The organism is Parabacteroides caecihominis (genome assembly GCF_023656785.1).
Taxonomy (GTDB): domain Bacteria; phylum Bacteroidota; class Bacteroidia; order Bacteroidales; family Tannerellaceae; genus Parabacteroides; species Parabacteroides segnis.
In genome coordinates this window covers 51592-65349 of sequence record NZ_JAMOKS010000009.1, presented here as the reverse complement: position 1 = coordinate 65349, position 13758 = coordinate 51592, and the positions used below count along the sequence as shown (strand labels likewise).

The following is a 13758-nucleotide window of genomic DNA, read 5'->3' as shown; positions in this document are numbered from 1 at the left end:
ATATACATTTGCTTTACATCAGAATTGGAAATAGATAAACGGCTGCACACCGGCACTCTTGAACTGCACTACAACAAAAATCATAACCGCCAGAATAACAGCCTGCACCAACAAAGGAGAACGGGTTACGACTCCCTGCACCGCATTCTCAGCCGACTTAGGCATGAAGTGAAGCACATAACCAATCACCATCAGGATAAAAACACCTTTATATCCCATTACAAATTGTGTGAATACTTCCGGATGGAAGTTTGTAAAGATTTGCGAAAGCATCTCCTTCACCGTTTGTATCGAATCGGCACGGAAGAATATCCATCCGAAACAAACCAAGTGAAACGTAATCAATATGCCCAAAACCCTGCGCCAGGGCTTCATTTCAGACCCCAGTTGCTTGAAACTGCTGAACCGGCCCATTATAAACTTATGAATCGCCAACGCCACTCCATGAATGGCTCCCCAAATGATAAAACTCATCGAAGCGCCATGCCAGAGCCCCCCCAGCAACATTGTAATCAGCAGGTTTATATACGTACGGATTTTCCCTTTCCGGTTCCCACCCAGCGAAATATACAGATAATCTTTCAACCATGAAGACAGAGATATATGCCAGCGCCGCCAGAATTCGGTAATGGTTGCCGACTGGTAAGGCGAATCGAAGTTTACATTAAACCGGAAACCTAAAAGCAAAGCAATACCAATCGCCATATCCGAATAACCGGAAAAGTCGCAATAAATCTGCAAAGCATAACCATAAACGCCCAGCAGGTTTTCCACACCGGTATAAAGCAAAGGCGCATCAAAAATACGGTCTACAAAGTTCAGGCTGATATAATCGGAAATCACCGTTTTCTTAAACAAACCACAGAGTACCAGGAACAATCCTTCGCCAAATTCAGAACGGGTGACGGTCGGTTCTTTATAGATTTGCGGAATAAAGTCTCGGGCACGGACGATAGGCCCTGCCACCAACTGCGGAAAAAACGATACATAAAACACATAATCTATCCAACGTGTCAGCGGCGTAATCTTCCCCCGGTACACATCAATGACATAACTGATTGTCTGGAAAGTGAAAAAAGAAATACCGACCGGCAGAAATATATCCATCGGCTGATACGTAACGCTTTGCATGGCCGTATTTCCAAACTGATAACCAAACTCCCTTGTTACCGAAGCGATAATCTCCAACAGGAAATTGAAATACTTAAAATATCCCAGCATCCCGAGGTTTATACATAAACTAAGAACGACCCACAGTTTACGTTTCCATTGGGTTGTAGTATGGAATATTCCCTGCGCAATACAAAAGTCTGACGTGGCAGTAAATAACAGCAGGAAAAACCAAAATCCGCTACTCTTATAATAAAAATAGATAGAAAACAGCGTTACATATATAATACGGGGCAGCAAATGTTTCCTGAGTGACATATAAATAATCAGGAATCCTATAAACAGGAAAAAGAACAGCCCGCTACTGAACAGTATCGGCGACAGGTGTTGATAGGTGAGCACCTCTCCCAGCTTGGATAAATCTATATTATCGAACATCGTTATCTGCTATATATCGGTTATAGGTTTGCATCAGGGCACGATACAATAAAATGCCTTGCTCCTGATAGCCTTCTTTCGTAAAATGAACACGGTCTCTTCCCATTAAACCGGTCTTGCGCCATCTGGCAGAAGAGTTCTTCCCTCCTGTCGAAGCAAACAAATCCCAGCATGCCAGACCTTCGCGACGTGCCACTTCGACAATCGCCTTTGCTGCACGTTCTGTATTTTCATTGCGCACATACGTACGTTTCTTGTTCACATACACCCGTTTATAACATTCTGGAGGAGTTGTCAGCAAGATTGCCGTATGCGGCATTTGTTTTTTCACTAAGGATATAAAATCTTCAATCTGCCCGGCAAATTCATTACGGGTAAAGCGCCGGCCGAAAGTCTCGTTCGTTCCTAAAGAGATAATCAACAGCGACGGATTCAGCAAAGCCAACTGGCGGACATAGTTCTCGTCTGTATAATTTACATACATGGCACCGTTCACACCTATCGAATGATACAAAATACCCGGTTGCCCATTGGTCAGATTGAAACCATAATAAAGGTTCTTAAAAGAAGAAGCCGGAAGCAGGTTATCCGTCCCCTGTTTCCTTCGCGTACTGTGCAGCTGCAACGTGTCAATGAGACAAGAGATGCGGAACGTATCGGCAATCACTCCCGGCGCACACGGAGCCGAACTTAGCACCGCCTTGACAGAATCTTTCATTTTTCCGGCCGGTAGCATCGGCATGGACTTCTCCCCACGGTAAATGACTGCCTGGTTAAAAGAATATCCGGCACCGTTATTAGGTGCTATGCTGATATCGAAATTGATGGATGGCGACGCGGACTGGATACCGATACCACCCGGTCCAATCGGACATTTCCGGTTGTTCTGGATACAACGTCCGGCAATCCATTCCTTCGCTACGGATGAAATGAAATAATCGTCCGGTTCGTTCGTCTTACTCAGTTTGAAGGGAGCAATCCAGCCACGCCCGGCATTGCCGAACTGCTGTTGAAGGAGACGCATCATGCGCCCGCTATAATGTCCTGCCTGTATATGCGAATCGCCCAGCTGCACAATCGTGATAACCGTATCTTTTCCCGCACGCAAAGAATCGAGAGCAGCAAAGAAATGATGCAACGGAGCGTATTCATTTACGCAACTGTCGGAGGCTGGCAACTGAATCGAGTCGACAACAGCTCCCATAAGATAAGAAGCGAAAGGCAAGGCAATCGTATCCGCCGCAGTCAACGTATCAGGCGACGCATCCCCCGCATCCTGAAACGATGAGCGGGAAGGCGAAAGATTCTTCGCCCCTACGGTAATCGCGAGCAATGCCAACAAAACCGACAAATTAATTAACCACTTTGTCTGCTTCATCATAAAACTCCTTTTCCAATAATAATGCATTAAAAAGAGCCGTCGCTATTTCGCGCCCGCCTCTGAAACTCAGGTGTGTATAATCTTTGCTTGCCCAATTATTCTCAACATAACGGACCATGCTGTTCTCGCCTCCCATCGCACCGAACGTATTCCAGAACGGAATACCTGTTTTACGGGCAATCTGCCTTTGTGTATGAAGCAGGGCAAGCACGGCAGGCATCGTTTCAAACTCACCCTCTTCCTGATGGCTACGGTCTGAAACACCTAACAGCAAGATATCCGCTTCCGGGAAACAGACCTGTACATGGCGAACCGCTTCTTCCATGCGTTTGCTATACCAGCCGTAATGTAAAACGCTGTCGCTTACCACATTCAAGCCATACTGAAGAATAATCAGGTCGTATGACCGGACTTCGGTCAGATTCCGGCAAAGCGAACTATCCAAGCGGTTCAATATCATACCGGAATTACCACGCAGGGAGTAATTATCAACGACAACACCGGAATTATCCTCCAAGGCGACACCCAACGCACGGAAACCTTCCGTCTCCGTAAAAGAGAAAGTCGCTTCTGTAAATGTCCCTTTCCGCTCATATTGTGTTATTTTCGAAACGACAGGCAATAACTCATTGATTGTATCCGGCAGATTGTTATAATGCAGTTTCATCCGGGTTCGGGCATTCTGTTCATACAGGAATTTCAGCGAAGAAGCCGATTGCAACTCCGGATAACGGTTTGTTGTCTTGACAGATACGGACACCTTTTCACCTTTCGGTTCAAACATCATTCCGGAAAGCGTATACCCATGTTCATGGTCGGTCAGCATCGACCAGGTATGCCATCCTTCCGAGCGCTGTTCGATAGTCGGACGGAACTGTGCAGCCACGGAAGTAATAGGAACAAACCCTACTCCGCGCCCGCCAAACTCTTTCTGCAAGGCTGAACGCAGGTCAGCAACGACAATATCCCCCTCAATAAACGAGTCACCCAGAAAAGCGACACGCACCGGCCGGTTCATTGTCTCCCGGTTCTTCAGGGCAGTAAAGAAACGCTTCAACCCGATATGGCCTACCGAATAATCTTCGATATGCGTACCGAGCGAATCCGCCCCCTGAACAGAGTACATTATATTATACAGGGAATCGCGTAACGCCAATGCCGCCGAATCAATCCCCGTCGAACGGATAATCGAATCGCGCAATGCTACTGAATCTATTTCCAACGTATCCGGTTGTTCGAGCTGTTTACGCAGCGAGTCCATCGACAACGATTGCGTTTTCACCCGTAAATCCGAAAGTAAGTCAACCTTTTTTATTTTCTGGCCGAACATGTTGTCCGGCAGATAATATAGTCCCAGGCAGATGCAAAGCGTTATAAGTAACAGCACCAGCAACCTGCCGAAATTATCTTCCTTATTCATTTACTCATTCTTACGAAGGTACAAAGATAAGGATAAAGTTTCATTTGTAACGTAAAAGTTCCGGTATTTCAGCTGGTTCGCTGGCAACCCTTATTCCAGCTTCTTCCAGAGCACGTATCTTTTCGACTGCCGTACCGGCCCCTCCGGAAATAATAGCGCCGGCATGTCCCATCTGCTTACCCGGCGGTGCGGACTGGCCGGCAATAAAGCCGACCACCGGCTTGGTGACATGCTTACGGATATAATCGGCAGCCAGTTCCTCGGCATTTCCTCCAATCTCTCCGATTATCACGATTGAATACGTTTCCGAATCCTTCTCGAACATCTCCAGCAGTTCGCGAAAATAGAGGCCGACAACAGGGTCGCCTCCCATTCCTACTGCGGTAGACTGCCCCATACCGTTGGCCGTCAAATGATAAACGATCTCATAGGTCAGTGTCCCGCTACGGCTGAGCACCCCCGTATGACCTTTCGTGAAAACCTTTCCCGGCAGGATTCCGACCAGACTTTCACCCGGTGAAATCAATCCGGGACAGTTCGGCCCAATTAACTTTGCCCCTTTCAATTGGACAAAACGATAGGCTTTTATGACATCGACGGTCGGGATTCCTTCAGTGATACAGATAATCAGCTCAATCCCGGCATCGGCCGCCTCCATAATAGCGTCTGCCGCAAAACGGGCAGGGACGAATATTATCGAAGTGTTAGCCTGTGTTTGCTGTACGGCATCGTACATCGTATTGAAAACCGGGATATGCTCGATTTCCGTACCGCCTTTGCCCGGTGAGGTGCCACCTACGACATTGGTTCCGTATTCTTTCATTTTCAGTGCGTGAAAGAGGCCGTCGCGTCCGGTTATTCCCTGCACGACCAGCCGGGTCGATTTATTTATCAATATGCTCATGGTAACTTTTCTTTTATTGTTTATGTGATGCTTCAACAGCCGTCAGAGTGGCTTCTCCCATTGTTTCGGCAACTTTGAAACGAGTGTCACGCAACAAATCGCGCCCCTCCTTCTCATTCGTGCCTGTCAGGCGGACAACGACAGGAATATCGGTATCAATTTGCTCAAAAGCCTTCAGCAGCCCGTAGGCTACATCATCGCAACGCGTAATGCCTCCGAAAATATTTATCAGCACAACCTTTACCTGCCGGTCTTTTAAAAGTAGCTTCATTGCCTCAATCACTTTTTCAGGATTCGAACTTCCGCCTATATCCAGAAAATTAGCCGGGTTTCCGCCATACAATTTAATCATATCCATCGTAGCCATCGCCAGTCCGGCACCGTTCACCATGCAACCAATCCCGCCGTCCAGATGCACATAACTAAAACCTTTTTCCTTCGCCTGCGCCTCCGTCTTTTCTTCCTCTGTCGGTTCAAACAGGGCCAAGACACGAGGCTGGCGGTATAATGCGTTATCATCGAACGTCATCTTGGCATCAATAGCCATCAAGACCCCGTCCTTCGTCATAACCAACGGATTGATTTCAACCAGAGAAGCATCTTTCTCGATAAAGAGCCGGTACATATTCCGGATAATCGCAGCCATCTGGTTCACCTGAGCTATCTTATCGAACAAGGTAAAGGCATAACGGCGTGCCAGATAATCCGGAATCCCGATAAGCGGGTCGATCCGGAAATGAAATATCTTTTCGGGACTCCGGCGAGCCACATCCTCAATATCCATCCCTCCTTCCGCACTCATCATCAGGACAACTGAACGGGAATTGCGGTCGATAACAAAACTGACATAATATTCAAGATGGATATTCACCGCCTCGCTCACAATCACACGGGTGACAGGGAAATCTTTAATCGTCATGCCCAGAATCGCTTCGGCGTGCTGCAATGCTTCTTCCGCATTGCCTGCCAGTTTAACACCTCCTGCCTTTCCCCTTCCTCCGGTCAATACTTGTGCCTTGATTGCAACCTTTTCATTCCCCAGCTGACTGAAAGCAGCCGTAACCTCTTGTACCGTGTTACACGGAATGTGCCGTTCCACTGGAATCGCATAGTCTGAAAAGAATTTTTTCGCCTGATATTCGTGTATCTTCATCTGGTAAATAATTTAGTGGTATTCACTCTTCTTTTATAACAGATAAATAAATGAAGAAGTTGTTGAAGTTTCCATATATATCCGGCTGTTTTCCAGCATAAAAGGAGAAATAACCTGTATTAACCGGACTTTTATTAGGAAAACTCGTTTCTTTTTCCTATATTTGTTAGGGAAGAATATGAGGAGGATGAGTTATGGATAATATTTCAGGTTATATTGAGCAATTTGTCCTGGATAAACTGAATACGTTTAACGAAGGCAGAAACACAGATAAAGGTGTGTATTTCATACTTTTGCCGAATGAAAAAACGGCTTATTACACACTTTGGTTCTACAATCCGGCAGCGGAATTTCATCCGAATGTTTTTCTCTCCACACTGGATGTGAACGCTATAAATTCAGTGGAAAAAGCGATGAAAACAACAGCCAACTCTTTCGCCAGGCTGACGGTTAAAATGAAACTGGAATCCATCTCACACAATGCCGACGACATTATCTCTTTTGGTAAATACCGCGGTTATCATCTGTTTGAAGTGGCTGCCATCGACCCTAAATATATTACCTGGATTGCCAACAAATATGAAGCACGCGTACAAAGCGAAAGACGTTTCAAGGAACTGGCAGCGACCTATTCATGGGTATATCAGGACCTGAACACTTCCCGCATGCACAAAGTGCCTGTCAGCCGTTTTATCGGAACGATAGATGAGAAATTAAACGATTTGCATCTTTCCGTCCGGCGGGTGAAAGTGGAAGACAATCCGTACAAAACCCGTTCAATCCGGGGAACCACCCATTTTTACGTCGACCAGAAAATTGTTGCTTCTGATGAATCTGGCAATCTGTTTTTCTTCACCATCCGGGCATCCGACCGTAGCCTGGAAAGCGGTAAGTTAAGTAATGCCGACCATGCTTATCAGGCGGGAGAAGTCATGCATATCCGTTCGGCCAAAGTAATCAAACATTACACTTCCCGGAATATCCGGTATACGAAGCTGGGATATATAAAAATGAAATAATATTTCTGTTATTTAGCAGCTTTTCCTATCTTTACCGCATTATAACCGGAAAACATGTTTACAAAAAAAATAACGCTCGTACTATTTGTATTCGTTGCACTCTTTATTTTCAACGGCACTCTCTTTGCCCAAGAGAAAGCATTTCCCAAAAAGGGAGAAGGCATCACCCTTTTTCTGAAACGCCATAATCGTGTCGGAAAAGAGTATCATGATGAGTTCGTAAAACTGAACAAGACTAAACTCGGCAATGGGAATAGCCTGAAAATGGGCGTTAAATACCAATTGCCGCCCTTAAAGGGGGCAGCGGCTACCACGGCAAGGAAACCTAATTACGAGCCCTTATTCGGCAAGGAAATGGCCGAATACAAAGTCACGTCCTCCGAGTTGAAAGGCTGCTGCTTTTATCTGGTGAGCGGACATGGCGGTCCCGACCCCGGAGCCATCGGTAAAATGGGCAATGTAGAACTTCACGAAGACGAATATGCTTACGACGTCATGCTCCGCCTGGCCCGTAACCTGCTGATGCGGGGCGCCAAAGTGCACATCATCATCCAGGATGCCAAAGACGGTATCCGCAACGACAAATTCCTGAAAAACAGTAAACGCGAAACCTGCATGGGCGACCCGATACCGTTTAACCAGTTCCGCCGTCTTGAACAACGGTGCGACAAAATCAACTCTTTATTCAAGAAAGACAAAGAAATATACAAACGCGCCATCTTCATGCATATCGACAGCCGCAGTAAAAGTCACCAGACAGATGTTTTCTTCTATTATCAGGACAAAAATTCGGAAAGCAAACACCTGTCAAAGACAATGAAATCGACTTTCGAGCACAAATACAACAGACATCAGCCCAGCCGCGGATTCACCGGGACAGTTGGCCAGCGCGGACTGTATGTTTTAAGAAAAACAACGCCTCCCTCCGTTTTTGTCGAACTCGGCAACATACAAAATAGCTTCGACCAGAAACGTTTCATTCTCAGCGACAACCGCCAGGCTTTAGCAAACTGGCTCTGCGAAGGTTTCATGACCGATTACCAACGTTACAGGAAAAAACTGAAATAAACGGGAGACGGTATATGATAACCGTTGTTGAAACATAGGCGTTTTAATGACAAAACATATATACAAACATTCTTTCGAAAATGAGCCGGTCGATAATCGGACAGCTCAATTTTTTCTAATTATTACCCCTTAAGAACAACCGTTATTCCATAAAAAATACATACCTTTGTGAGATTATTGTTGAATCGTTTTAAAACACCATGAATAATTCTTACATATCTCCTTTTGCAAAACCCGTTTATGTGATGTTGAAACCGGTAGGCTCGGTCTGTAACCTGGCCTGCGAGTATTGTTATTACCTGGAAAAAGGGAAATTGTATCCGGAGGTAAAGAATCACATCATGAGCGAGCAACTGCTGGAAAAATTCATCAAAGATTATCTGGAATGCCAGACAATGCCTCAGGTACTCTTCACCTGGCACGGCGGCGAAACACTGATGCGTCCGATAAGTTTCTACAAAAAAGCACTCGAACTTCAACAGAAATACGGCCGTGGAAGGCAGATAGACAACTGTATCCAAACAAACGGGACGTTGCTGACAGACGACTGGTGCCGTTTCTTCAAAGATAACAACTTTCTGGTTGGAATATCAATCGACGGTCCGCAGGAATTTCACGACGAATACCGCCGGAACCGCCAGGGCCTTCCCTCCTTCTACAAAGTGATGAAGGGAATCGAGTTGCTGAAAAAACATCAGGTAGAATACAATGCAATGGCAGTCGTAAACGATTACAATGTCGATTATCCGCTTGATTTTTATAACTTTTTCAAAGAAATAGATTGTCATTATATCCAGTTCGCCCCTATCGTGGAACGGCTGGGAAAACACACGGACGGGACAACGCTGACTTCGCCGGAACAACAGGATGCCCATATAAAACTGGCTCCCTTCTCCGTCGATTCCGAAAAATGGGGTGATTTCCTTTGTGCCATCTTCGATGAATGGCTGAAAGAAGATGTGGGAAATTACTATATCCAGTTATTCGATGCCACACTGGCAAACTGGGTCGGAGAACAGCCGGGCGTATGCACCCTGGCCCGGACATGCGGACATGCCGGCGTGATGGAATTCAATGGCGACCTTTATGCGTGCGACCACTTTGTATTCCCCGAATATAAACTGGGTAACATCTACACGCAGACATTAACGGAAATGATGTACAGCCAGAACCAGTTAAAGTTCGGAGCTGATAAATACGATAAGTTGCCGGTGCAATGCAAAGAATGTGAATACCTCTTTGCCTGCAACGGAGAATGTCCCAAAAACCGCTTCCTGCATACAGCCAGCGGCGAACCGGGATTAAACTATCTGTGCAAAGGCTACAAAAAATATTTCAGGCACGTAGCGCCCTATATGGATTTTATGAAAAAAGAATTATTGGCTCAGCGTCCGCCCGCAAACGTGATGCAATGGGCAAAAGAGAACAGAGAGATTTTATAAAACAATATGAAATACAACAGACGTGATTTTATTAAAACAGGAGGTATGGTTATGCTTGGTTCACTGGCAGTTCCTTCTTTTTTAGAAGGTTGTGCCGGTAGTACTGCTGATAAAGCTGCCGGTATCTCGTTTGCGTTAAACCATTTCGGTTTAAGCGAAAGCGATATGAAAAAAGTGCTGAACGCAGCACTGGAAAAAGGAGGAGATTATGCAGACCTCTTCTTCGAACATTCTTATCGAAACAACATCGGTTTACAAGACGGTGCGGTAAACCGCGCCTCTTCAAACATAGATTTCGGAATGGGCGTACGCGTCTTGTCCGGAGACCAGACAGGCTATGCCTACGTTGAAAATATCTCGCTCGACGAGATGCTGACAGCCGCCCGTACGGCTGCCCGTATCGCTAACGGCGCTGCCGGAAAAGGACCGGCCAAACTGACTGAAGAACCGATTATCAATAATTACTACGGTGTGCAAACTCCTTGGGACGAGATTGCCGTCAACCAGAAAACGCCTTACCTGCAAAAACTGAACGACCAGATTTTTGCACTCGACAAACGCGTCCATAAGGTAATGGCTTCTCTCGGAGATACAACGTCGCACATCTTTTTCTGTAATTCAGAAGGACAGACATATTACGACTATCGTCCGATGGTAACCCTGGGCGCCGTCTGCATCATGGAAGACAACGGTAAGATTGAAAATTCTTACGCTTCCCGCGCATTCCGTATGGGCGCCGAGTTCCTGACCGACGAAATCATAGCCGAAGTAGCAAAAGAGGCGGTAGAAAAAACGTCTATCCTCTTCCAGGCCGTGAAACCTAAAGGCGGCGAAATGCCTGTCGTGATGGGTGCCGGTGGTTCAGGTATCCTGTTGCACGAAGCCATCGGACATGCGTTTGAAGCCGACTTCAACCGCAAGAACACGTCCATTTTCTCCGACCAGCTGAATAAGAAAGTCTGCAACGAACATATCAATGTGGTTGACGACGGTACAATCCCGTTCAACCGCGGTTCCGTGAATATCGACGACGAAGGTGTGGAAGGACAAAAGACATATATCGTGAAAGAAGGTATCCTGACGAGTTATCTGCACGACCGCATCAGTGCGAAACATTATGGTATCCCTTCTACAGGCAACGGACGTCGAGAGTCGTTCCGCCAGATGCCTATCCCCCGTATGCGTGCCACTTATATGGAGGCCGGAAACGTGACGGAAGAAGAGATGATTTCAACTGTAAAGAAAGGTATCTATGCCTCCAGCTTTACCAATGGGCAGGTACAGATCGGTGCAGGCGACTTTACATTCTTTGTAAAAGACGGCTATCTGATTGAAGACGGAAAACTGACACAGCCGATCAAAGATATCAACATCATCGGTAACGGCCCGAAAGCCTTAGCCGACATCACCATGGTGGGCAACAATTATAAGATGGATAACGGCACATGGACATGCGGCAAAGACGGACAATCCTGTCCGGTAACTTGCGGTATGCCATCCGCCCTGGTTAGTAAACTTACTGTAGGAGGAGAAAATTGATATGATAACTAACGATAATAAGAAACTGGCCCAATGGGCCATGGAGTTCGCATTAAAGAACGGTTGCCAGTCCTCACGGGTAACGCTGTATAATGGTTCCAGCAGTTCATTCGAAATCCGGGACATGAAGATTGACCGCTTACAGCAGGCTTCTGAAAACAGTCTGGTTATCCATCTGTTTGTCGATGGCCGTTACGGTTCTTTCTCCACCAACCGCTTGGATAAAAAGGAACTAGAAAAATTTATCCGTAACGGAATCGATTCAACCCGTTACCTGGCAGAAGACAAGGCCCGTACATTGCCTGACGCTTCCCTGTACTACAAAGGTGGCGGTACCGACCTGCAACTGATTGACCCGAAATTCGACTCCATACAGCCGGACGAAAAAGTATCGTTGGCCATGAAGACCTGTGAAGAAATGATGGGAAAAGACGACCGTATCATTTCTGCCAACTCTTCTTACAGCGATGAGAAAGACTTTAAATATATGGTTGCCAGCAATGGTTTCGAAGGTGAAGCCTGCGGTTCTTCTTTCAGCTTGGTTGCCAGCGTCAGTATCCGTGGCGAAGGCGATGCCCGTCCCGAATCTTACTGGTACGATTCTTCCCTGTATTTCGATACGATGATTAAGGAAGGATTGGGTACAAAGGCATTGGAACGTGTTTTCCGCAAGCTGGGACAAAAGAAAGTGGCTTCCGGCAAATATCGCATGATTGTCGACAACATGAATTCCGGTCGTTTGTTATCTCCTGTTATCGATGCTTTATACGGTTCTTCCATCCAGCAGAAAAACTCTTTCTTATTGGATAAGCTCGACCAGAAAGTATTGGGAGACAAACTTACCCTCATAGACGAGCCGCATCTTATCAAAGCATCCGGCGCCCGTTATTTCGACGGTGAAGGTGTTGCCACCAAACGGATGCCCGTATTCGAAAACGGAGTATTGAAGACCTATTATATCGATACCTATTCAGCCAACAAGATGGAAGTGAAGCCGACTATTGCCTCCCCCTCCATCCTGACTATGCAGATGGGCGACAAAGATACGGATAGCCTTATCGCTTCAGTAGATAAAGGTATTCTCGTTACAGGTTTCAACGGAGGTAACTGCAACAGCACAACCGGCGATTTCTCGTATGGCGTGGAAGGCTTCCTTATCGAAAAAGGTAAATTGACCCAGCCGATTTCAGAAATGAATGCAACCGGAAACATGATTGCTTTATGGAATAATCTGACAGAAGCAGGAAACGACCCTCGCCTGTTCTCCAGCTGGCGTATTCCGTCATTACTTTTCGATGGCGTTGATTTCAGCGGGTTATAATACTTATTCAGAAAAAGGATATTGCAAAAGCAGCTGACACCGTAACTGTCAAATACTTATGCAATATCCTTTTCTTTATCTTATCAATAAATAAATCGAAATAAAATGGCAGACGCTACCGCCTAGAACGAAGAAATGCCACATCGGATGCATATATTTATATGTATCGAAAAAATAAAAAACGCATCCTACCGTATAGAACAATCCTCCGCCAATCAGCCAGTACAACACATCCATTGAATCCGTTCGTTGAAAGACATCAACCAAAGGCTTGAAAGCGATAATAACCACCCAGCCCATTGCCAGATAACAAGTAGTTTTCAGATGATCGATCTTTTTCATCTTCTTGAAACTGAGAAAAACACCGATAACGGCAGCAGTCCATACAATTGCAAATAATATCCATCCCCAGTAGCCTTCCTGCCGGAGCGCTACCAAAGTAAAAGGCGTATAAGTACCTGCAATATGTATATAAATAGCACTATGGTCAAAACGACGCAGTAATCTCTTTCGCCGCGCATGGGACGAAGCATGATAAAATGTAGAGGTGATATACGAGAGCGTCATGCTAAGCGCATAAACCACCGAACTACCCACTGCCCAGGGATTTCCATTACGGATAGAAGCTATCAGTAATAAAACGATAGCAACTATCCCGAAAATCATTCCTGCACCGTGTGTCAGCACATTGGCTACTTCTTCACCATAAGTTTGTCTTTGTTTGGTCCTGACCATCGCAGGTTACAATTGTTCAGCCTTAAAACCGGCATCTGTTACTGCTGCAATTATTTTATCAACAGGAACATCCGCTGTTACTTCCAAAACCTTATCCGGCGATTTCAGGTCGACAGACCATTCATCATCCTTCACCAACTTATTCAGTTTAGCACCGATAGCAGCCACGCAGCCGCCGCATTTTGCGTTTGTTTTAAATTTCATTGTTGCCATAATCTTTTTGTTTAT

The 13758-nt window shown here is 45.9% G+C and carries 12 protein-coding genes; 5 read left to right on the top strand and 7 right to left on the bottom strand.

The annotated features are described in order from the left end of the window. Positions 1-18: 18 nt before the first annotated feature. From NBH14_RS09265 to sucC, 5 genes are read right to left on the bottom strand one after another with little or no spacing between them, the layout of a single operon-like run. Positions 19-1548, bottom strand: a complete 1530-nt coding sequence (locus NBH14_RS09265) for an MBOAT family O-acyltransferase (RefSeq protein ID WP_186959365.1) — start codon at positions 1546-1548, stop codon at positions 19-21. After that, the gene (locus tag NBH14_RS09260) at positions 1538-2929 is read right to left on the bottom strand and encodes a GDSL-type esterase/lipase family protein (RefSeq protein ID WP_186959366.1); all 1392 of its coding nucleotides are present in this window, start codon (positions 2927-2929) and stop codon (positions 1538-1540) included. The genes NBH14_RS09265 and NBH14_RS09260 overlap by 11 nt, the downstream gene beginning before the upstream one ends. Beyond that, complete coding sequence (locus NBH14_RS09255; RefSeq protein ID WP_186959367.1) at positions 2901-4349, bottom strand: SGNH/GDSL hydrolase family protein; 1449 nt, start codon at positions 4347-4349, stop codon at positions 2901-2903. The genes NBH14_RS09260 and NBH14_RS09255 overlap by 29 nt, the downstream gene beginning before the upstream one ends. 40 nt (positions 4350-4389) lie before the next feature. Next, positions 4390-5253 (bottom strand): succinate--CoA ligase subunit alpha, encoded by an 864-nt coding sequence (gene sucD, locus NBH14_RS09250; protein WP_186959368.1) that lies wholly within the window; start codon positions 5251-5253, stop codon positions 4390-4392. A 13-nt stretch (positions 5254-5266) separates the two neighbouring features. After that, a complete protein-coding gene (gene sucC, locus NBH14_RS09245; RefSeq protein ID WP_186959369.1) occupies positions 5267-6406 on the bottom strand; it encodes an ADP-forming succinate--CoA ligase subunit beta in 1140 nt (379 codons plus the stop codon). Between the two features lie 194 nt (positions 6407-6600). Between sucC and NBH14_RS09240 the strand changes: the two genes are divergently transcribed. From NBH14_RS09240 to NBH14_RS09220, 5 genes are all read left to right on the top strand, one after another. Further along, a complete protein-coding gene (locus tag NBH14_RS09240) occupies positions 6601-7425 on the top strand; it encodes an exodeoxyribonuclease X C-terminal domain-containing protein (protein WP_186959370.1) in 825 nt (274 codons plus the stop codon). 54 nt (positions 7426-7479) lie between these two features. Further along, positions 7480-8493 carry an N-acetylmuramoyl-L-alanine amidase family protein gene (locus tag NBH14_RS09235; RefSeq protein WP_186959371.1) on the top strand — a complete coding sequence of 338 codons (1014 nt, stop codon included), beginning with the start codon at positions 7480-7482 and terminating at the stop codon, positions 8491-8493. A gap of 200 nt (positions 8494-8693) precedes the next feature. Then, complete coding sequence (locus NBH14_RS09230) at positions 8694-9935, top strand: anaerobic sulfatase-maturation protein (protein WP_186959372.1); 1242 nt, start codon at positions 8694-8696, stop codon at positions 9933-9935. A gap of 6 nt (positions 9936-9941) precedes the next feature. Continuing rightward, a complete protein-coding gene (locus tag NBH14_RS09225) occupies positions 9942-11474 on the top strand; it encodes a TldD/PmbA family protein (protein ID WP_007656925.1) in 1533 nt (510 codons plus the stop codon). A 1-nt stretch (position 11475) separates the two neighbouring features. Beyond that, the gene (locus tag NBH14_RS09220) at positions 11476-12795 is read left to right on the top strand and encodes a TldD/PmbA family protein (protein ID WP_250817360.1); all 1320 of its coding nucleotides are present in this window, start codon (positions 11476-11478) and stop codon (positions 12793-12795) included. Between the two features lie 75 nt (positions 12796-12870). On the opposite strand, the gene trhA is transcribed toward NBH14_RS09220, so the two are convergent. Both trhA and NBH14_RS09210 read right to left on the bottom strand, forming a co-directional pair. Then, on the bottom strand, positions 12871-13530 hold the full coding sequence (gene trhA / locus NBH14_RS09215) for a PAQR family membrane homeostasis protein TrhA (protein ID WP_250817358.1): 660 nt from the start codon (positions 13528-13530) through the stop codon (positions 12871-12873). 6 nt (positions 13531-13536) lie between these two features. Beyond that, complete coding sequence (locus tag NBH14_RS09210) at positions 13537-13743, bottom strand: heavy-metal-associated domain-containing protein (protein ID WP_250817356.1); 207 nt, start codon at positions 13741-13743, stop codon at positions 13537-13539. Positions 13744-13758 lie beyond the last annotated feature (15 nt).